At 65.9% G+C, this 25,673-nt stretch carries 20 protein-coding genes and 1 tRNA gene; 9 read left to right on the forward strand and 12 right to left on the reverse strand.

The features are described 5' to 3' along the window. Positions 1-6: 6 nt before the first annotated feature. Positions 7-819, reverse strand: a complete 813-nt coding sequence (locus tag LC062_RS07935) for an N-formylglutamate amidohydrolase (RefSeq protein WP_224910498.1) — start codon at positions 817-819, stop codon at positions 7-9. 212 nt (positions 820-1,031) lie between these two features. Between LC062_RS07935 and LC062_RS07940 the strand changes: the two genes are divergently transcribed. From LC062_RS07940 to pyk, 4 genes are all read left to right on the forward strand, one after another. After that, on the forward strand, positions 1,032-1,940 hold the full coding sequence (locus LC062_RS07940; RefSeq protein ID WP_224910499.1) for a DMT family transporter: 909 nt from the start codon (positions 1,032-1,034) through the stop codon (positions 1,938-1,940). Positions 1,941-1,969: 29 nt separating this feature from the next. Further along, positions 1,970-3,298: a glycerate kinase type-2 family protein gene (locus tag LC062_RS07945; RefSeq protein WP_224910500.1), complete on the forward strand. Its 1,329-nt coding sequence runs from the start codon at positions 1,970-1,972 to the stop codon at positions 3,296-3,298. Between the two features lie 105 nt (positions 3,299-3,403). After that, a complete protein-coding gene (locus LC062_RS07950; protein ID WP_181760537.1) occupies positions 3,404-3,826 on the forward strand; it encodes a DUF1036 domain-containing protein in 423 nt (140 codons plus the stop codon). Next, entirely contained in the window at positions 3,823-5,259 is a 1,437-nt protein-coding gene (gene pyk, locus LC062_RS07955) for a pyruvate kinase (RefSeq protein ID WP_224910501.1), read from the forward strand. Before LC062_RS07950 ends, pyk begins: the two co-directional genes overlap by 4 nt. Positions 5,260-5,322: 63 nt before the next feature. Here pyk and LC062_RS07960 read toward each other — a convergent pair whose 3' ends face one another. The 4 genes from LC062_RS07960 to cpdR form a co-directional block, all read right to left on the reverse strand. Beyond that, on the reverse strand, positions 5,323-6,054 hold the full coding sequence (locus LC062_RS07960; protein WP_224910502.1) for a tetratricopeptide repeat protein: 732 nt from the start codon (positions 6,052-6,054) through the stop codon (positions 5,323-5,325). Positions 6,055-6,119: 65 nt separating this feature from the next. Beyond that, complete coding sequence (gene ykgO, locus LC062_RS07965; RefSeq protein WP_029059454.1) at positions 6,120-6,245, reverse strand: type B 50S ribosomal protein L36; 126 nt, start codon at positions 6,243-6,245, stop codon at positions 6,120-6,122. 289 nt (positions 6,246-6,534) lie between these two features. Beyond that, positions 6,535-6,609 (reverse strand) — tRNA-Val (locus LC062_RS07970). Positions 6,610-6,796: 187 nt separating this feature from the next. Beyond that, positions 6,797-7,156 (reverse strand): cell cycle two-component system response regulator CpdR, encoded by a 360-nt coding sequence (gene cpdR, locus LC062_RS07975; RefSeq protein WP_181760540.1) that lies wholly within the window; start codon positions 7,154-7,156, stop codon positions 6,797-6,799. Between the two features lie 253 nt (positions 7,157-7,409). Here cpdR and LC062_RS07980 point away from each other — a divergent pair, with 253 nt between their 5' ends. Both LC062_RS07980 and hisN read left to right on the forward strand, forming a co-directional pair. Beyond that, positions 7,410-8,300 carry an N-formylglutamate amidohydrolase gene (locus tag LC062_RS07980; RefSeq protein ID WP_224910592.1) on the forward strand — a complete coding sequence of 297 codons (891 nt, stop codon included), beginning with the start codon at positions 7,410-7,412 and terminating at the stop codon, positions 8,298-8,300. Positions 8,301-8,778: 478 nt separating this feature from the next. After that, positions 8,779-9,570, forward strand: coding sequence for a histidinol-phosphatase (hisN, locus tag LC062_RS07985; protein WP_224910503.1), 792 nt, complete (start codon positions 8,779-8,781; stop codon positions 9,568-9,570). Positions 9,571-9,580: 10 nt separating this feature from the next. On the opposite strand, the gene LC062_RS07990 is transcribed toward hisN, so the two are convergent. Next, positions 9,581-10,519, reverse strand: coding sequence for an alpha/beta fold hydrolase (locus tag LC062_RS07990; protein ID WP_224910504.1), 939 nt, complete (start codon positions 10,517-10,519; stop codon positions 9,581-9,583). 168 nt (positions 10,520-10,687) lie between these two features. Further along, entirely contained in the window at positions 10,688-11,047 is a 360-nt protein-coding gene (locus LC062_RS07995; RefSeq protein ID WP_224910505.1) for a hypothetical protein, read from the reverse strand. Positions 11,048-11,344: 297 nt separating this feature from the next. On the opposite strand from LC062_RS07995, the gene LC062_RS08000 reads away from it, so the two are divergent. Then, a complete protein-coding gene (locus LC062_RS08000) occupies positions 11,345-11,797 on the forward strand; it encodes an Hsp20 family protein (RefSeq protein WP_224910506.1) in 453 nt (150 codons plus the stop codon). Between the two features lie 203 nt (positions 11,798-12,000). On the opposite strand, the gene LC062_RS08005 is transcribed toward LC062_RS08000, so the two are convergent. Then, positions 12,001-13,029, reverse strand: coding sequence for a threonine aldolase family protein (locus LC062_RS08005; protein ID WP_224910507.1), 1,029 nt, complete (start codon positions 13,027-13,029; stop codon positions 12,001-12,003). Positions 13,030-13,623: 594 nt separating this feature from the next. On the opposite strand from LC062_RS08005, the gene gltB reads away from it, so the two are divergent. Together gltB and LC062_RS08015 are read left to right on the forward strand one after the other, a co-directional pair. Beyond that, the gene (gene gltB / locus LC062_RS08010) at positions 13,624-18,372 is read left to right on the forward strand and encodes a glutamate synthase large subunit (RefSeq protein WP_224910508.1); all 4,749 of its coding nucleotides are present in this window, start codon (positions 13,624-13,626) and stop codon (positions 18,370-18,372) included. A 14-nt stretch (positions 18,373-18,386) separates the two neighbouring features. Further along, the gene (locus tag LC062_RS08015) at positions 18,387-19,817 is read left to right on the forward strand and encodes a glutamate synthase subunit beta (protein ID WP_224910509.1); all 1,431 of its coding nucleotides are present in this window, start codon (positions 18,387-18,389) and stop codon (positions 19,815-19,817) included. A gap of 136 nt (positions 19,818-19,953) precedes the next feature. Here the strand turns inward: LC062_RS08015 and LC062_RS08020 are convergent, their stop codons facing one another. From LC062_RS08020 to LC062_RS08035, 4 genes are all read right to left on the reverse strand, one after another. Then, positions 19,954-21,318: a methyl-accepting chemotaxis protein gene (locus tag LC062_RS08020; protein ID WP_224910510.1), complete on the reverse strand. Its 1,365-nt coding sequence runs from the start codon at positions 21,316-21,318 to the stop codon at positions 19,954-19,956. Positions 21,319-21,464: 146 nt separating this feature from the next. Then, positions 21,465-22,637 carry an SGNH/GDSL hydrolase family protein gene (locus tag LC062_RS08025; protein ID WP_224910511.1) on the reverse strand — a complete coding sequence of 391 codons (1,173 nt, stop codon included), beginning with the start codon at positions 22,635-22,637 and terminating at the stop codon, positions 21,465-21,467. A gap of 40 nt (positions 22,638-22,677) precedes the next feature. Continuing rightward, positions 22,678-23,949 (reverse strand): lytic murein transglycosylase, encoded by a 1,272-nt coding sequence (locus tag LC062_RS08030; RefSeq protein ID WP_224910512.1) that lies wholly within the window; start codon positions 23,947-23,949, stop codon positions 22,678-22,680. A gap of 88 nt (positions 23,950-24,037) precedes the next feature. After that, on the reverse strand, positions 24,038-25,534 hold the full coding sequence (locus LC062_RS08035; RefSeq protein ID WP_224910513.1) for an outer membrane beta-barrel protein: 1,497 nt from the start codon (positions 25,532-25,534) through the stop codon (positions 24,038-24,040). Positions 25,535-25,673: the final 139 nt, after the last annotated feature.

Raw genomic sequence — 25,673 nt, forward strand, 5'->3', positions numbered from 1 at the left:
GCGCCATCAGGCGGCACAGCGCGAACCATACTGGCGGATCTGAAACAACTCCGGCCGTTCCGCCAGGATCCGCTTGAGATGTGGCACCAACCGGGCGCTCCACCCGGCCACCCCCTCGGTATCGCCGATCAGGTCCTGGCGCACTTCCAGGAGCGCATGGGCAAGTCCGCGCGCCGTGCCGTGCCGGTAGAGGCAATCGTTGCGCAAGGCCCCGTCATAAGGCTCGTTGTCGCCCACCACCAGGCCAGTCTCCGCGCGCAAGGTTTCCAGCAGCGGCACCGCGAAGCGCGGATCGCTGTCCCACAGGATGCCGGCGTGCCAGGGGCGCGGGTTGCCGCGCCACACCGGCGTGTAGCTGTGGATCGAGAGAATCGCCGGCGGATGGCCTGCGGCGATGCTCGCGTCGATCCGCGCCGCCACGGTTTCATGATACGGCCGGTGATAGGCACTGATTCGCGCCGCCCGCTCGGCAGCGTCATGATCGGCGTTGCCCGGCACCACGGCCCCGTCGGACAGGCGCATCACCAGCGTCGGGTCGTCCTCGCCGCGATTGGGATCGATCAGCAGCCGGGAATAGGTGGTCAGCACCGCCGGCGCGCCAAGGGCCGCCGCAAGCTGCAAGGTCAGATCGCGCACGCCGATGTCATAGGCGATATGCCGCTGAAGCTGCTCCGGCGGCAGGCCGAGCGTGCCATAGGCCGACGGCAGGGCATTGCTGGCATGATCGCACAACAGCAACAGACCGCAGGCCGGGTCGCCATCGACGATCTCGAAGGGCGACTGGTCGGGATGCGGTGCGGCGGAACGGACAGGAAACATCGTCAAGGGGCCACGCAGGAGGGAAAACGGGAGGGGCCGGCCTCATGCATCAAGGCAGGCCGGCGCGGCGCACCATATCCGCCCCCGGCGGCTCGCCGCAACCGCCATCGTCACCGCCTCGGCGAAGCGGGCCGGCCTTGGCAATTGCCGCGCGACAAGGCACAACCTGCGCTCTATTGTATGATGTTTGATTTCCCGCGCCAGGCACCCGAATGACATCTTCCACCTCCACCGTCGCCGCGCCCGACCGCCGCATCCTGCTCGCCCTCGCCGCCCTGCTTGGCGGCGCCATTGCCATGGGCATATCACCGGTGTTCGTGCGTCATGCGGAGGTCGGTCCCTTCACCAGCGCCTTCTGGCGGGTGGCCCTGGCCCTGTCGCTGCTCGGCCTCTGGGCGCGGCTGGAGGCCCCGCGCGGCGCAAAATCGCCGCCCTGGAACCGGGCCACCGTGATCGCCGGCGCGGTGTTCGCCGGGGACCTCATCTTCTGGCACCTGTCGATCATGAACACGACGATTGCCAACGCGACCTTCTTTGCCACCCTCGCGCCGGTCTGGGTCATGCTCGCCTCCCGTGCCCTGATTAATGAGCCGGTCACCCGGGCCATGCTGCTGGGCCTTGGTTGCTGCCTCGCCGGCGCGGGGTTGCTGCTCGGCACAAGCCTTGCCCATGCGCCGCAGCGCCTTGGCGGCGATCTCTACGGGCTGATCGCGTCCCTGTTCTTCGGCGCCTACTTCCTTGCCATCCGCTTTGCCCGGCGTGGCGGGAGCGGGCTTGGCGCCGGCCTTCTCGTCTTTCGCAGCTCGCTGGTCACTTGCGCCGCGCTGTTCGTCGTCGCGGTGCTGCTGGAAGACATGCTCCTGCCGTTCTCCTGGACGGGCGTTGCCGCTCTCCTGGCGATTTCCCTGTTCAGCCATGTCTGCGGTCAGGGCCTGCTCACCTTCGCGCTTGGCGCCCTGTCCGCCGGCTTTTCCGCCCTCGTCATCTTTCTTGAGGCGGTCACCGCCGCCATTGCCGGCTATCTTCTACTAGGCGAGGCGCTGACACCGATGCAGATTGCCGGCGGGGCGGTGATCCTCGCCGGGATCTATATCGCCCGCCCCCGCCGCCAGGACGGGTAGCCTTTGAGCGACATCAACAAGGACTGAACATGACAGCAACCGGGGGTCCAGACGCAACGATCCGCGCCCATCTCACCGCCCTGTTTCAGGCGGCGGTCGATGCCGCGCGCGCCGAAACGGCCCTGCCGGAACATCTGCCGACGCCGGCGCCAGGCGGACGCATCCTTCTGCTCGGTGCTGGCAAGGCGGCAGGGGCGATGGCGGAGGTGGCCGAGCGGGTCTACCGGGAGCGCGACGGGCTCGGTCCGGACCGGCTTTCCGGTCTTTGCGTCACCCGCCACGGCTATGGCCGTCCGACCCGCTGGATCGAAATCATCGAGGCCGGGCATCCGGTGCCCGATCAGGCGGGCGTCGCAGCCAGCGCCCGCACGCTGGCTCTTGCCGCCGCCGCCGGTCCGCGCGACCAGATCGTCGTGTTGCTGTCCGGCGGCGGTTCGGCCAACTGGGTCGCCCCGGTCGCCGGGGTTTCGCTCGCCGACAAGCAGGCGCTGACCCGGGCGCTACTCGCCTCCGGCGCCACCATTGATGAGATCAACACCGTGCGGCGCCACCTGTCGCGCATCAAGGGCGGGCGCCTTGCCGCTGCCCGGGGCTCGGGCGCCGCACTCACCACCCTGGCGATTTCCGACGTGCCGCGTGACGATCCCGCCGCGATCGCCTCCGGCCCGACCGTCGCCGATCCGACGACGCTGGAAGACGCCCGCGCCATCGTCGCCCGCCACGCGCCGGACGCACCGGACAGCATTCACCGCGCCCTGAACGATACGGTGAACGAGACACCCAAGCCCGGCGACCCGGTGTTCGATGGCACCGACTACCGGATCATCGCCCGGCCGGCGCTCTCGCTGGCCGCGGCCGCCGAGACCGCCCGGTCCCTCGGCTACACGCCGATCATGCTGGGCGACAGTCTCGAGGGCGAAGCCCGGGAGGTGGCCGCCGAACACGCCCGCCGCGCGCTGCAACTTGCGCGGGACGGAACCCGCGCCGTCCTGTTGTCCGGCGGTGAGCTGACCGTGACCCTTCGCGGCGACGGGAGCGGCGGCCCCAACCAGGAATATGCCCTCGCTCTGGCACTGGCGCTTGAAGGTCACCCGGCGATCTCCGCCGTTGCCGGCGACACGGACGGAACCGATGGCGGATCCGGCGCGGCGAGCGACCCGGCTGGTGCCTTCATCGACCCGACCACACTTGGCCGCGCTGCAAGACTGGGTCATGATGCCGCCGTATTTCTGGCCAGAAACGATAGTACCGGTTTTTTCAATGCACTGGGCGACCTCCTTCGCCCCGGTCCAACCCATACCAACGTCAACGACTTCAGGGCTGTCATCATTGACAAGGCCGAGAGGTCTCAGCCATAAGGTGGCACTCTAGGTCGTGGCACGAGTAATCGAATGAACGCACTAGCCGAGAGCCAAAGGCACTCCACGACAGTCGGGTCCGCACTCCGGACCTGGATCCCCTCCATGTCGGCTCTACTGCTGGCTGTTGCCGCAACGACCTTCACCGCACAACCTGCCCGGGCCGAGCTGCGCCTGTGCAACAAGACGGAAAGCCAGGTTGGCGTTGCCATCGGCTACCGCGAAGACACCGAATGGGTGACCGAGGGCTGGTGGAACCTGCCCGCCAACTCCTGTGAGACGCTGGTCACCGGCGCGCTCGTGTCGCGCTACTACTACATCTACGCCGTCGACTACGATCAGTTCGGCGAGTGGGGCGGACGTGCCTTCATGTGCACCCGCGAAAAGGAATTCACCATCAACGGGATCGAGGATTGTGTCGCGCGCGGCTTCGAACGCACCGGCTTTTTCGAGATCGACACCGGCGAGCAGAGCAGTTGGACCGTCCAGCTGACGGAGCCGGTACAAGGGGGAACGGGCGGACGATGAAGCGTGACAGGCGGGTCAAGATTGTTGCAACGCTAGGGCCCTCCTCCTCGGACCCCGAGACCATCAGGAAACTCTTCCAGGCCGGCGCGGATGTGTTCCGCATCAACATGAGCCACGCGGACCATGCCCGGCTGAACATGCTGGTCGACACCATCCGGGCAATTGAGGCCGAAGCCAACCGTCCGATCGCGATCCTTGCGGATCTGCAAGGTCCGAAGCTGCGTGTCGGCACCTTCGAAGGCGAGGCGGTCGTTCTGGAAAACGACGCGACCTTCATCCTCGACAGCGACCCGACCCCGGGCAACGTCAACCGCGTGAACCTGCCGCATCGGGAAATCCTCGAAGCGCTGGAGCCCGGTCACCGGTTGCTCCTGGACGATGGCAAGATCCGCCTGCGGGTGGTCGAGTGCATTGCCACCCGCGCGACCACCGTGGTCGAGGTTGGCGGTCGCCTGTCCAACCGCAAGGGCGTCAGCGTCCCGGACACGGAGATCCCCGTCGGCGCCCTGACGCCGAAGGATCACAAGGATCTGGAAGCCGCGCTGGAGGCCAAGGTCGACTGGATCGCCCTTTCCTTCATCCAGCGTCCGGAAGACCTGGCCGAGGTGCGCAAGGTCACGCGCGGCCGCGCCGGCATTCTCGCCAAGATCGAGAAGCCGCAGGCAATTGAACGCCTCAGTGAGATCATCGACCTGTCCGATGCGCTGATGGTCGCCCGTGGCGATCTCGGCGTGGAAATGCCGCTGGAACAGGTTCCCGGCCTGCAGAAGCAGATCGTGCGCGCCTGCCGCCGCGCCGGCAAACCGGTGGTGGTCGCCACCCAGATGCTGGAATCGATGATTTCCTCGCCGGTCCCGACCCGCGCGGAAGTCTCCGACGTGGCGACGGCGGTGTTCGAGGGCGCCGACGCGGTGATGCTCTCGGCCGAGTCGGCCGCCGGCGAGTTCCCGCTTGAGGCAGTCAGCACCATGGACCGCATCGCCCGGCAGGTCGAACGCGACCCCAACTATCGCTCGATCATCCAAGGTCAGCGGCAGGAGCCGGAGGCGACCGGCGCCGATGCGATTTCCGCTGCGGCCCGGCAGATCGCCGAAACCCTGAATCTGGCGGCCGTGGTCTGCTACACCACCTCCGGAGCAACGGGCCTGCGCGCCTCGCGCGAGCGACCGACCGTGCCGGTCATCGTCATCTCCCCGGTGGCGGCCACCGCCCGGCGCCTGTCCCTGGCCTGGGGCCTCCATTGCGTCGTCAGTGACGATGCCCGGGATGAGAGCGACATGGTCGACCGCGCCTGCCGTATTTCCTTCCAGGAAGGCATTGCCAAGCCCGGTCAGCGCATCATCACCACTGCGGGCGTGCCCTTCGGCACTCCGGGCTCGACCAACATGCTGCGCATTTCCTTTGTCGGCAGCGACGGGCGCGGCGGTCTCTGAACCGCCTCGTCTCTCCCCTCCCCTCGACCCAGCCAATCGCGGCAGCGGGCGGACGGCCGATCCTTAGGTCTCGGTACCGGCCGTTCTTGCCGCCAGCTCCTTGACCGCCTTGCGGGCATTTTCGCTCGCGGGATGAATGCGCAAGACCTCTTCGAAGGCGGCCAGCGCAGCCCGTTCCCGCCCGAGACGGCGCAGAATGATGCCAAGCCCCGACATCGCCCCCCAGTGACGCGGTTCAAGCGCCAGAACGCGCTCGATGTCCACCAGTGAGCGGCCGAAGTCCTCACGCAGGTAATGCACGGTCGCCCGGCGGTTCCAGCCTTCGGCGAACTCCGGCGCCAACCGCACCACCATGTCCATCAGATCGAGGGCAAGGGCATAGTCCTGGGCCTTCATGGCGGCCCCGGCGCGGGCCATCAAAAGATCGACGGTGGCGCTGCCCGAGTGCAGCCACAGGACCTGAATGCGGGCGATCACCGGCGTGGCCTTCTCGGCCGTGCCCGCATCGACCAGGCGCGCGAACAGCGTCGTCAGTTCATCGGCTGTATCGAGAGGCTCGGGGATCGCCGGCCCAGGCTCGTCGGGCGGCTCTGCATCGGTGGTCGGCGCGTCGAGGTCGTCCACCGAGGGCGGCACCACATCATCGGGCAGGGATTCGGGCGGCAGAACGCCGGGCGTATCCGCTTGCGCCTGCGCTGGCCATGCCTCGACGGCCATAGCCTTGCTGCCGACCGGGGCAATGACCCCGGTCAGAACAAGAGCGAAGGGAATGAGAAACGCAAGTAACGACCGCATACTGGCAATATGGCTTGCCGTACACGGTCGTCAATAGCAATGGTGCGGAAGAAGATCCGAGAGGTTCAGCCCTGACGGGCTTTGAACCGCGGAGCCTTCTTGTTGATGATGTAGACACGGCCCTTGCGACGAACCATGCGGTTGTCACGATGACGGCCCATCAGCGCCTTGAGCGAATTCTTGATCTTCATGTCTTTCGTCTCCGAAACCGGAGCCACGACGACGGCGGCATCCTGGAAAAAACAAACGGGCGCCAGAGGCGCCCAGACCAACCTGCCTGGAACCTTTTGAAAGGCGCCACACAGAAACGTCGATCCGATCCGATTATCCGAAGCCGCCGGCCACGCCTGACAAAAGCGTATGGTTGCTCCCGATCCGCTGGCCCAACATCCTCGCGCTTGCGCTGCGTCGCCATCCTTGGATGACGGGGTTGGTCCTGCGGTCTGCCGCCCTGCCCCGAGAGGCAGATCCGGCGAAAGATGGTGGGCGTGACAGGGATTGAACCTGTGACCCCTACGATGTCAACGTAGTGCTCTCCCGCTGAGCTACACGCCCGAATTTCACTGGTAGCGGCGCGATCAGCGCCGTGAAGTCCGGTTACCGCGCCGCCAGAAGCGCCGCAGTGGCAAGCGATATAGCGGGCTTCGATTGACCGTGCAAGCCCCCTTGCAAAACTTCTTCACACCTCTCGCAAACAGTGGAAAACAGATTGCCGGATCAAGGGTGATCCGGCGCGCGGATCTCAGGCGGCGAGCATCCGCTCCACCTCATGCACCAGATCCTTCAGGTGAAAGGGCTTGGACAGGACCTTGGCATCCTTCGGCGCCTGCGAATCCGGATTGAGCGCGACAGCGGCGAATCCGGTGATGAACATCACCTTCAGGTCCGGATCGAGCTGTGTCGCCCGGCGGGCCAGTTCGATTCCGTCCATTTCCGGCATGACGATATCCGTCAGGAGCAGTGAGAACGGCTCCTCGCGCAGCCGCTCATAAGCACTCTTGCCATTGTCGAAGGAAACGACATCGTATCCCGCTTTCTGTAGCGCCTTCGCCAGAAAGCGCCGCATGTCATTGTCATCTTCCGCCAGTAGGATCCGCGTCATTCGTCTTGTCCGTCTCGCTGTCGGCGCCCGGAGCGGCGCCGGCCTGCGGCACGCCGCCGCCTCACCGTCCGTCCCGTTTTGGCACATTGCGTCCCCGTTATAAGGTCGCGCGCCGGTAAATATCCAGTGAAAGGCGCCGCGATCGTCGCCATTCGTCCCCGGCCACCGGGCGTCTTTGTGGACATTAACCGCGATTCGGGCGCAAATATAACCATACGAGAAGCGAGGGCTTCGGACAGAGCGAGGAATGCGCATGCAGGTGGTCACCGGATTCAGCGATACGAACGCCTTCGACGTCCTCCGGCCCGCGCAGCAGAGTGTTCCCTTTGTCTTCAACTCCCCCCATTCGGGCCGCGACTACCCGGATGCCTTTCTGCGCGCCTCGCGCCTCGACACCCGCGCCATTCGCCGGTCGGAGGATGCGTTTGTCGATGAATTGTTCGAGCCGGTTCTTGCGCTCGGCGCACCGCTGTTGCGCGCCCGCTTTCCCCGCGCCTATCTAGACGTCAATCGGGAGCCCTACGAACTCGATCCCAAGATGTACGAGGACCGGCTGCCGTCCTACGCCAACTGCCGCTCGATCCGTGTCGCCGGCGGTCTCGGCACCATTGCCCGGGTGGTGGGCGAGGCGCAGGAAATCTACCGTGAACGCCTCAGCGTGCAGGAAGCGCTCCTGCGTATCGAGACGCTCTACAAGCCCTACCATCGCGCCTTGCGGCGGATCCTGGCTCAGACCCACGTGGATTTCGGCTACGCCATTCTGGTCGATTGCCACTCCATGCCCTCGGCGGTCCGCAGCTCCGACGGCGGCGCACGTCCCGACTTCATCCTCGGCGACCGGTATGGCACCAGCTGCGCGCCCTTGCTGATCGAGGCCGCAACGCGGATCCTGCGCGACATGGGCTACAGCGTCAGCCGCAACAAGCCCTATGCCGGGGGCTTCATCACCGAGCATTACGGCCGGCCCGCCAAGGGGCTGCATGCCCTGCAGATCGAGATCAACCGGGCGCTCTACATGGATGAGAGCAGAACCGAGCGCAACGCGGGCTTTGCCGAACTCGCCTGCAATCTCAGGAAGTTCGCCAGCGAGCTGGTCGCCATCTCCGACGGATCCCTCGCCGCCGAGGCACTCGCGGCCGAATAGTCTGACAGCCCTTTTCATCATATCCGCGCCGCCCAAAATCACTGGCAGCACCCAGAAAAAAGGGCCGCGCTCTTGCGAGGCGGCCGGCAGCACCCAGAAAAAAGGGCCGCGCTCTTGCGAGGCGGCCCGAGTCTAGGGAGGAAACGCCCAAGAAGGGCGGCGCGATCTGGCATCGCCATATCGCACTGCAATATATTTCTCGTGCAGCGCACAAAAGTCAAGACCCAATAGCGGAGACGAGGAGAATTTCCCGTAATCGCCCTAAATTTAATCAATATTCTCAACTAGATGCCACTTATGACAGCAATTCCGGACTTCTTTTCGCACCGCATTGCGGCGCAGCAAATCGGTATTGCACGCTGGAAAGGTACGGCACCAACGTGACAGGCGCCCGCCAACCCCCTAAACAGCAGGTCTGAACCGTTTCCACCGGCGCCCTCACGGTGCCGGCGCCCCCGAACCGGGAGTAGATTGTCCAATGTCGAGCACCGAAGAGCTGGCCAGCTTCGCAGATCGCCTTTGCGAGGCGTCCGCCCGGGCCATTCTCCCCCATTTCCGTGCGGAGCTTGCTGTCGAAAACAAGCTGTCGCAGGGCTTCGATCCGGTGACCGTCGCCGACCGGGCCGGCGAAAGCGCGATTCGCGCCCTGATCGAGGAGCGGTATCCCGATCATGGCATTCTCGGTGAAGAGCATGGCAATGTCCGTCTCGATGCCGATCATGTCTGGGTGCTCGACCCGATCGACGGCACCCGCGCCTTCATCTGCGGCCTGCCGACCTGGGGCACCCTGATCGGTCTGAAGCAAGGCGGACGGCCGATGTTTGGCGTCATCGACCAGCCGTTCGTGCGCGAACGCTTCTACGGTGATGGCAACACCGCCTGGCGCGTCTCCCATGGCGAGCGCCATCCACTGAAGTGCCGCCCCTGCGCCCGGCTGGACGACGCCATCATGTGCACCACCCATCCGGGCCTGTTCAGCGACAGCGAAGCCAGCGTCGTCAACGCCATCGAGGCCCGGGTGCGCACCACCCGCTTCGGCACCGATTGCTATGGCTATGGCATGGTGGCCGCCGGGCAGGTCGATCTGGTGATCGAAACCGGCCTGCAAGCCTATGACATCGTGGCGCTTGCCCCGATCGTCGAAGGCGCTGGCGGCGCGGTCACCACCTGGACCGGCGGCTCGCCGGCAGACGGCGGGCAGATCGTCGCCAGCGGCGACAAGCGGCTGCACGACGAGGTTCTGGGGCTTCTGGCGCGGGTCGCCGCCTGACCGGCGGGGCTCACACCTTGTCGTCGACGAAGGCCGAGAAGGCCGCGAGAAACTGATCCCGGTAGAGATCGGCTTCCATCAACAGCTCGTGCCGGGCTCCCGGGATCTCAAGATACTGCACCGAACGCGCCTGCCGGGCGAAACGCTCGGCGGCAGGGGTCGACACGATACGATCCTGCCCGGCGGTGACGATCAGCACCGGCAGGGCCATGTCCGGCGCGAAGCCGGGCTCGAAGAACCGCTTCATGGCGCGGCAGGCCGCCGCCAGCCAGTCGATGGTCGGCGCTCCGATTTCCAACTCCGGCGCCGCCGCGAGAACGGCCTCGTTGCGCTCGAACCGCCGCCGGTCGGAGGTCAGCGGATTGGTCTCGAACCGCATGTTCAGTTTCGGCCCGCCGCCCGGAACATAGGCCGCACCGAAACCGACCGCCGACAGGAAGGCCGCCAGCGGACAGACCAGCCCCTGCCTCAGGCCGACCTTGCCGAGCCCGATCAGCGGTGCGCTCAGAACCGCCCGCTCGAACCGGGTGCGCAGCCGTCGCGCGCCGTAAAGAAGCACCGCCCCGCCGGTGGAATGGGCCAACGCATAATGCGGCCCGGGCATCGACGCGAGCGTGACCTTGGTCAGCACCGCGTCGAGATCGAGCAGAAAGTCGGAAAAATCATCCACATGGCCGCGCCGGGGATTGCGCAAGACCCGCGCCGAACCGCCCTGGCCCCGCCAGTCGAATGTCACCACGGCATAACCGCGTGCCCGGAGATCCCGGACCGTCTCGAAATACTTTTCGATGAACTCGGCCCGTCCCTGCAACAGGGTCACCGTGCCCTTCAGCGGACTGCCCGTGGGCATCCAGCGCGCATGGCGCAGGAGCAGACCGTCGCTTGTCTCGCAAGCGCCACACACGGCCCCTTCGGGGATTGGATTGTCCGGAAGGTCGACGAGCTTCATGGAAAAGCGGCACCGGTCCGTTGCAAATGCCGTGCGAAACCGGCCTGGCTCCCCTCATACAGGACCCACCGGCAGCGCTCAAGTGCGCGGCTTGCGGGACGAGAGCTCCGGCATTGTCCGCCGGGACCGGGCGCGTTGCGCCCGGTCTGATCCTTGGCAGCCTTGCCGTCACCAGCGGCGACGTGCCCGGCTGCGGTCCAGCACCCGCCCGGAATAGGCATCGACCACCAACCGCACGGGCTTTCCGCGCCAGCCCCGGGCGCGCACCAGATAGACGTCACCGCGCGGCCGAATCCCGCGAATGCCATAATAGCCCTTGCGGCCGAGACGACGGGCGATCTGACGCGGGCCGAGCCGTTCCAGACGATAACCGCCGCGATGCCGGCCCGGTCCGCGCCAGCCGGCCAGTTGCACCGTGGCTTCGGCAACGGCGGGTGTCGGCGCCTTGGCGCGAATATCCAGCGCCTGGGCGGAGGGGGCGGCGACGAGAAGGCTGAAGGTCGCGGCGGCAAGAAGTGCTTTCATCATGATCCGGTCTCCCGTGTTGGGGCGCTATCGCCCGATCGACTGAAGCCAGATTGCCAGCAGCGCCGTGAACCGGATCGGAAGGCGCCGTTCAGCCGGCGTTCATGTTCGCGGCCCACCCGGCAACGCCCGAAAAACAGCGCTCATCCTCCCCTCTTGATTCCGTTTTCGCCGCTCCCCATCTCTTGGTCACGGACGCCGCTACCGGGTCCGTGGAGACGTTCCCCGCAGGTTCTGCCAGACCGGAGGACACGCGGGAGCGAGAGCATCAACCGTCGCTCACTGAAAGAGGACAACGTCATGCGTCATCTTGATTTCACCCCGCTCTACCGTTCCACCGTCGGCTTCGACCGGCTGTTCTCGATGCTGGATGCCAATGCCCAGGACGCCCCGAGCTATCCGCCGTACAACATCGAGCGGACCGGGGAAAACACCTACCGCATCACCATGGCGGTCGCCGGCTTCGGCGAGGCCGACCTGTCAATCGAGGCGAAGGAACATGTGCTGACCGTCAAGGGTGAGCGCGCCGCCGATACCGAAACCGGCGAGGTGCTGTATCGCGGCATCGCCGCACGCGCCTTCGAGCGCCGCTTCCAGTTGGCCGACTTCGTCGAGGTTCGCGGTGCCAGCATGGAAAACGGCCTGCTGCACATCGACCTTGCCCGCGAGATCCCCGAAGCGATGAAACCGCGCAAGATCGACATCCGCACCGGCGCGGAGAATGCCCGGCAGATCGAGAGCTCGGTCAACTGATCCCAGGCGCCACAGCGCCATCTCTCATCCAGATATGATGAAACCGGCCGGGCTCTCCCGGCCGGTTTTGCTTTTTCGCCATAGCCGTCAACAGCGAACGGCCCCTCCGTCGCCCCCGGATGCACGGTCGAGACCACCATCCCCGCAACGTTTAGAACCATTTCACTCCGCCGGGCCGCACCGCGCGCGACCGGTCCGCAGGCTCACAGATGCGCGAGAAAAGCGTCAACCTCCGCATCGCCGGTGCGGAAGCTCGTCACCAGCCGCACCATGGCCTCGTCCGGCCCGCAGCCGTCCTTCGACCATTCATAGAACCGGGCACCCGCCGCCTGCAGGCGCGCGATCTGACCCTTGGAGAGGATGGCGAACACCTCATTCGCCTCCGGCTCCCAGGCCAGACGGGCGGAACCACTGGTCGCGATCCCCTTGGCAAGACGCGCCGCCGCCTGATTGGCATGGCGGGCAAGATCGAGCCAGTGATCTTCGGCCAGATAGCCATCGAACTGCGCGGCCACGAAGCGCGACTTGGAAAAGACGTGGCCGGCACGCGCCCGATGCTCCGCCAGATCGCGGAGCTTTTCCGGCCGGAACACGACCAGCGCCTCGGCGCACCAGCACCCGTTCTTGGTCCCGCCGAAGGACAAAACGTCGATGCCCGCCTTCCAGGTCATCTCCGCCGGCGTCACCCCAAGATGCACCAGCGCATTGGCAAAACGCGCCCCGTCCATATGGCACAGCATGTCCCGCTCCCGGGCCACCGCGGTCAGCGCGGCGATCTCCTCGGGCCGGTACACCGTGCCGCATTCACTGGCCTGGGTCAGACTGAGCGCGACCGTTCGCCCGAGCCGGCTGCCTTCCGGACACTCCGCCAGCTTCGCGCTGAGGTCTTCCGCCGTGATCTTGCCCTGCTGCGTTGCGACCGGCATGAGCTTCATACCGTGGCTGTAGAACTCCGCCGCACCCCACTCATCACAATGCAGATGGGCGACCTCGCTGCAGAACACCAGCCCGCCGGGCCGGCTGCAGGCGGCCATTGCCAGCGCATTGGCGGCCGTGCCCGTTGCCGTGAACAGCACCTCCACATCGGTCTCGAAGACCTCGCGAAAGCGTGCCGTTACCGTTTCGGTCGCCGGATCCGCACCATAGGCGGGCGCCATCCCGTCGTTGTGGCGGGAAAGCGCATCCATCACCGGCTGCGAGGCTCCCGCCCAGTTATCGCTTGAGAACTCCATACCACCGTCTACGCCAGCGTTTCCGCCCTTGGCAAGCCCCCGACAGAAAGTTGCAAAAGAGCCCTTGGAAGCGGCCGAATGTGACAATCCACCGCCCTTGCGCGCAAGAAATAGTGCACCGGGATGCGGAAACGCTCTTGCCCCCCGCCTGGAAATCTGGCATTGTTCGCCCGCCAAATTAGGACAGGAATGCTGTCCCATTTGACCGGGAATCATTTCACGATGGTTCCATATCGACGCCGCACCGGAGTATTCTGCGCTCACCCGGGCGCAAAAAACCAACCTCCGGCGCTTTGAAGCGACAAGCTTCAGCCGCTCCTGGCCGATCCAGGATCGCGGCAAGGAACCGCCGACGGGAGCAACGGCGGCGCGGCGGATATCAGGATCGGCCGCTCTCAGGACGAGAGCAACAGGACGAGCCTTCGGCGGGACGCATCCCGCCGCGAGCAGGCGGACCGGCTGAGCAGGACCGCACCATATATGTCAGCGTCAGGGCCGCGGCCCGTTCGCCGGACGAGCCGCGCCTTTCGAGAAAAGGCCCGACCCGAACGGGAGAGGACCCGCCGGACGCCAGGGGTGAGAAAGAGGGCAGATATGACCAAGACCGATGCGATGACCGGGGCCCACGGCCTCGTGGCCCCACAGAACGCGGCCACTGCCCACACCTCGAAACCGACGACGACAACAGCCACGGCGGCCGGCCGGGCACGCGCCGCCACGGAAGGGCTGTACCAGCCGGGTCGCGAGCATGACGCCTGCGGTGTTGGCTTCATTGCCCATCTGAAGGGCAAGGCATCGCATCAGATCGTCGCCGACGGTCTGCAGATCCTGGAGAACCTCACCCACCGGGGCGCCGTCGGCGCCGATCCGTTGATGGGTGACGGCGCCGGCATGCTGGTGCAGATCCCGCATGCCTTCTTCGCCGAGGAAGCCAAGGGGCTCGGGTTCGATCTTCCCGAGGCCGGACGCTACGGCGTCGGCTTCCTGTTCCTGCCGCAGGACCCGGCCTTGCGCGCCACCTGCCAGGAGATCATCGAGCGGGTGATCGCGGACGAGGGCCAGGAGTGTCTCGGCTGGCGCGATGTGCCGGTCGACAATTCCTCCCTGTCCAAGGCGCCCGATATCGTCGCGACGGAACCCTACTCCCGTCAGGTGTTCATCGGCTGTCGCGGCTGCCAGACCCAGGACGAGTTCGAGCGGCGCCTGTTCGTGCTGCGCAAGGTGATTTCCAACACCGTGCGCGCGGAAACCAACGCGGTCGACAACGGCTTTTACATCGTCTCCATGTCGAGCCGAACGCTGGTCTACAAAGGCATGTTCCTCGCCAACCAGCTCGGCGCCTATTATGCCGACCTGAAGGACGAGCGTTTCGCCTCGGCGCTGGCGCTGGTGCACCAGCGGTTCTCCACCAACACCTTCCCGTCCTGGGATCTCGCTCATCCCTACCGGATGGTCGCCCATAACGGCGAGATCAACACCCTGCGCGGCAATGTCAACTGGATGGCCGCCCGCCAGGCGTCGGTCTCCTCGCCGCTGTTCGGCGAAGACATTTCCAAGCTCTGGCCGATCTCCTACGAAGGCCAGTCGGACACCGCCTGTTTCGACAACGCGCTCGAATTCCTGGTCGAGGGCGGCTATTCGCTCGCCCATGCGGCGATGATGCTGATCCCCGAAGCCTGGGCCGGCAATCCGCTGATGGACGAGAACCTGCGCGCCTTCTACGAATACCACGCGGCCCTGATGGAGCCGTGGGACGGACCGGCGGCGGTGGCCTTCACCGATGGCCGGCAGATCGGCGCGACGCTCGACCGCAACGGCCTGCGCCCGGCCCGCTACATCGTCACCGACGACGACATGGTGATCATGGCCTCCGAGGTCGGCGTCCTGCCGGTGCCGGAGGAAAAGATCGTCCGCAAATGGCGGCTGCAGCCGGGCAAGATGCTGCTGATCGACCTGGAGAAGGGCTGCATCATCTCCGACGAGGAGATCAAGCGGATGCTGTCCACCGCCAATCCCTACAAGGACTGGCTGCACCGTTCGCAGATCGTTCTGGAAGAGATGCCGCAGGTGCGCGGGCGCGCGCCGGTGGCCGCCGAAACCTTGCTCGACCGCCAGCAGGCCTTCGGCTACACCCAGGAAGACATCAAGCTGCTGATGCAGCCGATGGCGACCATCGGCCAGGAAGCGATCGGCTCGATGGGCACCGATACGCCGATCTCCGCGCTCTCCGACAAGCCGAAGCTGCTCTACACCTACTTCAAGCAGAACTTCGCCCAGGTCACCAACCCGCCGATCGACCCGATCCGCGAGGAGCTGGTGATGAGCCTGGTGTCCTTCATCGGGCCGCGGCCGAACCTCTTTGATCTCAAGGGCCTGTCCACCTCCCGCCGGTTGGAGGTGCGCCAGCCGATCCTGACCAATGACGATCTGGAGAAGATCCGCGCCATCGGCGACATCGCCGACAACCAGTTCTCGGCCAAGACGCTGGACATCACCTATGACGCGGTGCATGGCGCGGGCGGGATGCGCGAGGCGCTCGACAACCTGTGCGCCAGCGCGGAACGGGCGGTCACCAACGGCTACAACATCATCATCCTGTCCGACCGGCTGGTCAGCCGCGGCCGGATCCCGATCCCGGCCCTGCTGGCCACTGCCGCCGTCCACCGTCACCTGATCCGCAAGGGCCTTCGGACCTCGGTCGGCCTGGTGGTGGAGACCGGCGAGGCGCGCGAGGTGCATCATTTCTGCGTGCTGGCCGGCTATGGCGCGGAGGCAATCAACCCCTACCTCGCCTTCGAGACCCTGCTGGCGCTGCATGCCGATCTGGACTTCCCCGAGGAGGTCGACGCGGATGAGGTGGTGCATCGCTACATCAAGTCGATCGACAAGGGCATTCTCAAGGTCATGTCCAAGATGGGCATCTCGACCTACCAGTCCTACTGCGGCGCGCAGATCTTCGATGCGGTCGGCCTGTCGAGCGACTTCGTCAACGAGTATTTCTTCGGCACGGCGACGACCATCGAGGGCATTGGCCTCGCCGAGGTCGCCAGCGAGACGACCAGCCGTCATGGCACCGCCTTCGCCGATGTGCCGGTGCTGCGCCGGTCGCTGGAGGTTGGCGGCGAGTACAACTACCGGGTTCGCGGCGAAAGCCACCTGTGGACCCCGGACAATGTCGCCTCGCTGCAGCACGCGGTGCGCGGCAACCTGCCGGACAAGTACCGTGAGTTCGCCCGTGAGACCAATGAGGTCAACGGCCGCTTCACCATTCGCGGCCAGTTCCGCATCAAGTCCGCCGAGGAGGCCGGCCTGACGCCGATCTCGCTGGAGGAGGTCGAGAGCGCGGTGGAGATCGTCAAGCGCTTCTCCACCGGAGCCATGTCCTTCGGCTCGATTTCGCGCGAGGCCCATTCCACCCTCGCCATCGCCATGAACCAGATCGGCGGCAAGTCGAACACCGGCGAGGGCGGCGAGGAGCCGGAACGCTACCGGCCGCTTCCCGACGGTTCCGGCAACCCGATGCGCTCGGCCATCAAGCAGGTCGCCTCGGGTCGCTTCGGCGTGACCACCGAATATCTGGTCAATGCCGACATGATCCAGATCAAGGTCGCGCAAGGGGCCAAGCCCGGCGAGGGCGGCCAGCTGCCCGGCCACAAGGTCGACGCGGTCATCGCCAAGGTGCGCCATTCGACGCAAGGGGTCGGCCTGATCTCGCCGCCGCCGCATCACGACATCTATTCGATCGAGGATCTGGCGCAGCTCATCTACGATCTGAAGAACGTCAACCCGGTGGCCGACATCTCGGTCAAGCTGGTGTCCGAGGTCGGTGTCGGCACGGTTGCCGCCGGCGTCGCCAAGGCCCGTGCCGATCACATCACCGTCTCCGGCTATGATGGCGGCACCGGCGCCTCGCCGCTGACCTCGATCAAGCATGCCGGCAGCCCGTGGGAAATGGGCCTTGCCGAGACCCAGCAGACCCTGGTGCTGAACGGCCTGCGTTCGCGCGTCGCCCTGCAGGTCGACGGTGGCCTGAAGACCGGACGCGATGTCATCGTCGGCGCCCTGCTCGGCGCCGATGAGTTCGGCTTCTCCACCGCGCCGCTGATTGCCGCTGGCTGCATCATGATGCGCAAGTGCCACCTCAACACCTGTCCGGTCGGCATCGCCACCCAGGATCCGGTGCTGCGCAAGCGCTTCAAGGGCGCGCCGGAGCATGTGGTCAACTACTTCTTCTTCGTCGCCGAGGAAGTGCGCGAGATGATGGCCGCCATGGGCATCGCCCGGTTCGGGGATCTGGTCGGCCGCACCGACCTGCTTGACCGTGGCCAGATGATCGACCACTGGAAGGCGCGCGGGCTCGACTTCTCCCGCATCTTCCACATGCCCGAGGCCGCGCCGGAGGCCCGTCGCTGGACCGAGCGTCAACAGCACCCGATCGACGACATCCTCGACCGTCGCCTGATCGCCGCCGCCGCGCCCGCGCTGGAGCGCAAGGAGAAGGTGATCATCAAGGAGACGATCATGAACGTCGACCGTTCGGCCGGCGCCATGCTCTCCGGCGAGGTCGCCAAGCGCTACGGTCACAAGGGACTGAAGCCGGGCACCATCGCGATCAACCTGACCGGCACCGCCGGGCAGGCCTTCGGTGCCTTCCTGACCCGCGGCATCACCGTGACGCTTCAGGGCGATGCCAACGACTATGTCGGCAAGGGTCTGGCCGGCGGCCAGCTGATCATCCGGCCCGACCCGGCCTGTGCCGCCGACCCCGATCATTCGATCATCGCCGGCAACACCGTGCTCTACGGCGCCACCGAGGGCGAATGCTACATTCGCGGCATCGCCGGCGAACGCTTCGCGGTGCGCAACTCCGGCGCCATCGCGGTGGTCGAGGGCGTTGGCGACCATGGCTGCGAATACATGACCGGCGGCGTTGTCGTCGTGCTTGGCTGGACCGGCCGCAACTTCGCCGCCGGCATGTCGGGCGGTGTCGCCTATGTGCTCGATGAGGACGGCTCGTTCCGCAGCCGCTGCAATCTGGCCATGGTCGACATCGAACCGGTTCCGGAAGAGGACGATCTTCTGGAGAAGCTCCACCATCACGGCGGCGACATCGAGCACAAGGGCCGCGTCGACCTGACCGCCGACATGACGCGCCACGATGACGAACGCCTGCGCCAGCTCATCACCAACCATGCCGCGCACACGGATTCGGCCTGGGCCCGCGAGATCCTCGACAACTGGGATACGTTCCGGCCGAAATTCGTCAAGGTGATGCCGGTGGAATACCGCCGGGCGCTGAAGGAAATGGAAGAAAAGCGCCTCGGTCTGGTGGCGGCCGAGTAAGGGGGACGAGAGTAATGGGAAAAGTCACCGGATTCCTGGAAATCGACCGGCAGGAACAGAAGTACCAGCCGGCCTCCGACCGGATTCGCCACTTCAAGGAGTTCACGCTCCCGCTGGAGGACAAGGAAGTCGAGCGCCAGGCGGCCCGCTGCATGGATTGCGGCATTCCGTACTGCCATGGGCCGGTCGGCTGCCCGGTCAACAACCAGATCCCCGACTGGAACGATCTGGTCTACAACGGCGACTGGGAAGAGGCCGCCCGCAACCTGCATTCGACCAACAACTTCCCCGAGTTCACCGGCCGCATCTGCCCCGCCCCGTGCGAGGAAGCCTGCACGCTGAACCTTGAGGATGTGCCGGTCGCCATCAAGACGGTGGAACAGGCGATTGCCGACAAGGCCTTCGCCGAGGGCTGGATCAAGCCGGAACCGGCGCTGACAAAGACCGGCAAGACCGTCGCCATCGTCGGCGCGGGCCCGGCCGGATTGGCCGCCGCCCAGCAGCTCGCCCGTGCCGGGCACACGGTGCATGTCTATGAGCGCGAGCCCAAGGCCGGCGGCCTGCTGCGCTACGGCATTCCCGATTTCAAGATGGAAAAGCACTACATCGACCGCCGTGTGGCGCAGATGGAGGCCGAAGGCGTTTCGTTCCACTACGGAGCGGATGTGGGCGTCTCGATTACCGTCGACGAGCTCAAGGAACGCCACGACGCGGTGCTGCTGACCTGCGGCGCCGAGCGGCCGCGCGATCCCGAGCTGCCGGGCATGGATCTGGCCGGCTGCATGTACGCCATGCCGTTCCTGATCCAGCAGAACCGCCGGGTCGGCGGCGAGGATGTCTCCGCCGAGGCCCCCTACTGGGCCGGCGGAAAACATGTGGTGGTGATCGGCGGCGGCGATACCGCCTCGGACTGCGTCGGCACCTCGTTCCGCCAGGGCGCCCTGTCGGTGACCCAGCTCGACATCCGGCCGCGCCCGCCGGAGCGCGAGGACAAGCTCAACGTCTGGCCCTATTGGCCGACCAAGATGCGCACCTCCTCCAGCCAGGCGGAAGGCGCGGAGCGCGAATTTGCCGCCGCCACCCTCGGCATCATTGGCGAGGACGGCCATGTGACCGGCGTCAAATGCGCCCGGGTCGATGAAAAGCGGGTGCCGATTCCGGGAACGGAATTCGTCCTGCGCGCCGAACTGGTGCTGATCGCCATCGGCTTTGCCGGCCCGCTGGAAGGCACCTACCTGCAGGAGCTTGGCGACAGCCTCGCCCGCGACGCCCGCACCAATGTGCGCGCCAACACCGAGGACTACCAGACCAGCATCGACGGCGTGTTCGCCGCCGGCGACGTGCGCCGGGGACAGTCTCTGGTGGTCTGGGCAATCCGTGAAGGCCGCCAGGCTGCGCGCGCCATCGACATCAGCCTGACGGGATCGTCCAACCTGCCGCGCTGACCTGCGGCGCCGCAGCGCTGCAGACGGTCAGGACCAGACAAACAAAACGGGCGCCGGCGACAATCGCCGGCGCCCGTTTTCGTTCCTGCGCGCCTTTTCCCCTGGCAACAACGCAAATGACGCGGGAAGCGGGAGATCAGGCCGCTGCCTGCTCCTCGCAGCTGTCGCGAATGCTTGAGAGAAAACCACCGACCTGATCGTGCAGCGCTGATGACAGATCCGCCAACTCATTGGTTGCACTGCGGATCTGATCGGTCGCCGAGCGGGTGCCCGCGCTGGCCGTACCGAGAGCATCCATGCTGACCGCAACGCTGTTGGTGTTCTGGGTGGCGAAATCGACGCTTTGCGAAATCTCGCCGGTGGCGGCCATCTGCTTCTGCACCGCGGAAAGAATGGTCTCGGAGATCGCGCTGATTCGCTCCACCGTCCCGGCGATCGAGCGGATTGCCCCGACCGCCTGCTCGGAAACCTGCTGCACCGCCTCCACCTGCCGGGTGATGTCCCCGGTGGCCTTCGAGGTCTGGCTGGCAAGCTCCTTGACCTCATTGGCGACGACCGCAAAGCCCCGCCCCATCTCGCCCGCCCGGGCCGCCTCAATAGTGGCATTGAGCGCCAGAAGGTTGGTCTGGTCGGCAATCTGGGCGATCAGCTCGACCACCTCGCCAATCGCCCGACCGCTGTCCGCCAGCCGGCCGACGATGGCATCGGTCGTCCGGCTTTCCTCGACGGCCGTGCGGGCCATCTGCGCCGCATCTTCCATTTCCCGCCCGATCGACAGGATGGATTGCGACATTTCGTCAGCTGCCTCGGCGGCGGTCGCCACCGAACTGCTTGCCTGCTGGGAAAAGTCAGAGGCATCGCCGACCGCCTGAACCGCCTCGCCAACAACGCCGTCCAGATCCTGGGAATACCCGCCGATCCGTCCAGCCGCTTCGCCCAGACGTCCGACCACACCGACCACGGATCGTTCGAAGTCATCCGCCACCCGGCGCAAGGTCTCCGCCCGCTCCCGGGCCATCCGGTCCTGCTGCTCCACCGCCTGATGCGCATCCTGTTCGGCCTTTGCCGCCAGCGCCACCCGGACATCAAGCACCGAGCGCGCGATCTCGCCGATCTCGTCGCCGCGCTTCGCACCGGCAATCTCCACGTTGAAATTTCCCTCGGACAGGGACTTCAACCCGTCCTGCAAGGCGCCGAGCGGTCGCTTGACCCCGAGAGCCAGCACGAAGGCCATGGCCAGAAAGCCAAGGCCAACCGGCATGCAGACCAGGGCGATCTCCACCATCTGCCCGAGAATGAGCGTGTCCAGCTTGGCGCTCGCCTCGGGCCCGAGGAAATGTGCCGCCTGCGCCGGATCGCTCAGCGCCTCGTTCAGCGAGCGGCGGAACACATAGAGGGCATAGCCGGTTCCCGACAGCATGATGAGAGCGGCGGTGCCGACCATCAGCAGGAAACGTCCCAGGATCGTCAGGGACCAGGGCGCGCGGCGCATTGTCTGCATGAAATCAACCTCGGATTTGACACACCGAGACTATGGAAAGGAAAAAATGAAAAAAGCTCAAATACTCTCCCTAGGGAAAGCCCTAACGTCAATTTTCACAGCCCCGCCGAGTGGCACTGCCAGCATGGCCTGCCGCAGCGTGGAACCTATGGCACCATCCGGAAATCATCGACCCGCCCTGCTGGCCCTGACAGCGGCACCCCTTGCACGATCAGCTGATATTGCGGCGTGTCGACGACCGGCGCATTGCCCTCCTCCCCGCCGGCAAGGTCGGTTTCCGGCGCGGTCGTGCGGCCGGTGAGAACGATGAAATTCGGATCATCCTCGACCCCGTCGAAGGCAAATGCCCCGGACGAGCCGAGGATCCGGGCGATTTCCTTTTCGGCGAAGAACGCCACCTTCTGCTTGCCGGGCCAGGTAAAGCCGACCCCATCGGCAGAGCGGAGCCGCCGGCGCTTGCCGGCCACATCCGGACCGAAGGAGGTAAAGCCGCCGTTTTCGTCCAGAAACACGTCCCAGATATCCGTGTAGATGCTATTGGCGGCGTCGACGCTGGCCTTGGCCACATCGTTGATATGGCCGAAATCCGCCCGCTTCGCCTGCCCCTTGGGGGGCGGAAGGCCGATCCAGACCATCGGCGTGCGCCGGTCACGCGCTGCGCGCAACAGCTTGTCCACACGCCGCGCGTAAAGCGCATCCCAAGCGGCGGTACGAAAGGCGGCGATGCCGTTCGCGGTCTCGATGTCCCGGCGATCGAGCGACCCGATCAGCACGACCACCACCGCGATCTCCCGGCCCTGAACAATTGCCCGCAACCGGTCGGCAAGCTCGTCGTCCCCGTCCCCGGCAAGGCCCGCCTGCTTGATCACCAGCTTGTCGACACGCACCGACGGGGTTTCCGCGTAGGTCGCGACCAGCCCTTCGGCCAGTTCCCCGGCCAGGGCATCGCCCATCACCAGCACCGTTCGGGCATCCTGCTCCTTCGGCACCTCGACGATCACCGGCCGGACCGGTTCCGTCCGCTGGGGTTGAAGCCGCTGCTGCGGCGGCTGTTCGCGAAGCGCCGGGCGGCGCGGGCGTTCCCGCTCCAACCCGAACAGGCGAAACAGCGGCTTGAGCGGGTGAAAGCCCCGAACCGTCTTGCCGCCGACCACCGGCCCCTTGCTCTGGGCCAGCACATCGCCGCTGCTGCCCACAACGCCGCCGCCGGCCAGCAGCGCCACCAGCAGCATCAAGGTCACCAGACGCATCATGGACACGACCCGGCAGACCGGGGCGTTCCTGATCCGCGAGCGGGAGGGCGCAAGAGGTTTCGACATGCACCGATCATACAGTCGCCACCGGCCTCCGTCCAAGCCTTCAGCTGCCAGCGCGCACCCGCTCCAGCAGACGGACGGAAGGATAGCCATCAGGAACGAGCCCGGCCGAGCGCTGGAAGGCACGGATTCCCTTCCGCGTGGCCGGACCAACCCGGCCATCGGCCTTGCCCACATTGAACCCGCGCCGATTGAGCTGCGCCTGCAGCTCCTTGGTCTGCGGCCGCGACAGCGGCAGGGCATCGCGCGGCCAGCTCTGGATGAACGGATTACCGCCGCGAATCCGGTCCGACAGATGGCCCACGGCCAGCGCATAGGCGGTGGCGTTGTTGTAGCGCTTGATCACATAGAAGTTGCGCAGCATCAGGAAGGCGGGTCCGCCGGCGCCTGCCGGCAACACCAGAACCGCATCGTCGGAGGGACGCGGGAAAGCGCGCCCGCCCGGACGCTGCACGCCGGCCTGGCTCCAGGCCGCCAGCGTCTTCTCCGCATCGACCTTTCCATAGTCGAAGCCGCGCGGCAGCACCACCTCGTAGCCCCAGGTGTTGCCGCTGCGCCAACCGTGCCGCTTCAGGTAATTGGCCGTCGAGGCAAGGGCATCGGGGATGTTCGACCAGATATCGTTGCGCCCGTCCCGATCATAGTCCACCGCGTATTGCTTCCAGCTCGACGGCATGAACTGGGTATGACCCATCGCTCCGGCCCAGGATCCTTCCATGCGCGAGGGATCCACATGGCCATCGTCCAGGATCTTCAGCGCGGTAATCAGTTCCGTGCTCCAGAACTGCTGACGGCGCGGCGCGGCATAGGCGAGCGTTGCCAGGGCGCGCACCACGTAATGCTCACCCATGAACGAGCCATAATTGGTTTCCATGCCCCAGATCGCCACCACCGCCTCGCGGTCGACACCGTACCGGCGCTCAATCTCGTCGAGCTCACGCGAATAGGTGCGCAGCACCTCGCGTCCCTTTTCGACCCGCGTCTCCGACACCGCGCTGTCGAGGTAGTCCCAGATCGGTTTGACGAATTCCGACTGCTTGTTCATCAGCCGGATCGTGTCCGGATCCGGCGTCACCCCGTCGAAGGCCCGCCGATAGGTTGTCCGGCCGATGCCGGCGGCCCGGGCCTGTGGCCAGAAGTCCTCCACCCAGCGGTTGAACGCCGTATCGGCCATCGCCGGAGCGCCGCCCTGCGACAAAAGCCCCAGACACAGGCCAGCAACCGCGGCCCACGCCCCGGCCCGCCGCCGCATCGGCGCGCGGATCGAAGCAAACGAACGCCGCATGGGCGTGACGGAAAAAGACGAGAAACCCATTCCCACTCCCCGAATTCAGGACGAAACCGGAACCGTTCGACGGCTCCGAGCGAATGCCAGCAGGCGATCCGCGTCTAGCAGATGGCGTTCAATGGCGAAAACGCAATCCGGCTTCGATGGTATTTGAACTGTAGCCGGATCCCGGCGTTGTCGAGATGAACCGGCGAAAGGTATACCGCCCCTGGAGCGCCACCCGAGAAGAGAAGGCCCAGGTGAGCGCGGTCGTCGCCCGCGCCTCCTTTTCCTTCAGCCAGATTCCCGTGTAGTCCCGCAGCGAGTACCCCACGCCAACCTCTCCGCTGAGTGCATCGGAAAACCCGTGGGCAATCCGCAGATCCGTCGAATAAATGACCGACCCCGGCGTACCGCTGATGGTTGAAGGCGCGAAATTTGTCCCCAGCAAGGCCGTCACCGTGGTCAACCGCGTCGGCGACCAGATCAATGACCCATCGACGGTCAGCCCCTGCAGCACCTTCAGCCGCGGATCGTCGAGATGCTCCGCCCGCCAGCCGGCGCTGAGATCACCGCTCAGCTTCGACCCGCCATTGAAGGTGAGGCCCGCGCGCAAGCCAAAACCGACGGCGTTGCGATCGGCGCACTGGGTCGGATTGGTGCATTGTTCGAAATACCGGCGCTTGAAGCCGCTCCCCTCGACAAAGGGCTGGAAGCTTGCGCCGGTCTGCCCGTCAACGCGCAAGCCGGCGGTAAACAGCGCATTGTCCCGGTTGCCTTCCGAGGCACTCCCGTCCCGGCCGGTGTAGTGGGTGGAATCCACCCGCCCGCTGAACGCGGCGCCGATCAGGCCGAGCGACCGCCTGAGGGCGACACCGGCACCGAACTCATGCACGTCCTGACCGGTACCGCTCGATTCCGCGCTCCCCCGATCTTCCAGCGACAGCCCGTAGCGGGCATCGAGGTCGAGCTGGGTGCGCTCGCTGAGGTCGAGCTGCAGAAGCGCATCCGTGGTGACGTTCGGGTCGTCATCCACCGCATCATCGCCATAGCCGATGTAGCTGCCGCGAAAGTTGACCCCGAGACTGTGCCGCGACCAGTTGGATTCCAGCCGCAAGGTCGGCGCGATGATGTAGGAAGGGCCGGGCGTGCCGTTCGCGTCATTGGCCCGGTTGTCGGTCCAGCCGATCCCGACCGCCAGCTCCGGGTAGAGCAGGAACGAGCCCAGGCGAATGCCGCGCGGCTGATCGCGCAAGGTATCGCCAGCATAGACCGTATCATCAAGGACGGCCCGATTCCCCGCCGGTGTACGTCGCTGCGCCGCCCGCACCCGCTCGGCGAAGGGTTGGACCGGACGCTGCCGGTCCACGGTGGCCAGTGCCTCGACCTCTTCGCCCGCGTTCACACCGCGCAAGCCGGCCGCAGCAAGATCGGCCGTCTCGCCAGCGCCATCGACCGCATCCACGCCCGCCTCCGGCTCCGCCCCGGGAGCCGGCAGGACCACGCCAAATCCACCCCGCAGATCGGCCTCCTGCGCATGCACAGGCATGAGCATGGCAAGGCAGGCGAATGTGGAAATGACGAGAGTGCCGTAGCGGAACATCACCGAACCATGTGCATCGGCCGGCGACACCGACCCAATTTGCAAATGATAATAGGCTGTTAAGGTTAACGGATCGTTGCCGGTCCGGAGCATGACCCGGGGCATGGCCTCCGTCCTGCGCTACAAGTTCTCCCTTGCCGCGTTGTTGCCGCGCGGTTAAGCAGTCCTT

This window comes from Stappia indica (genome assembly GCF_020177335.1).
Taxonomy (GTDB): Bacteria; Pseudomonadota; Alphaproteobacteria; order Rhizobiales; family Stappiaceae; genus Stappia; species Stappia indica_B.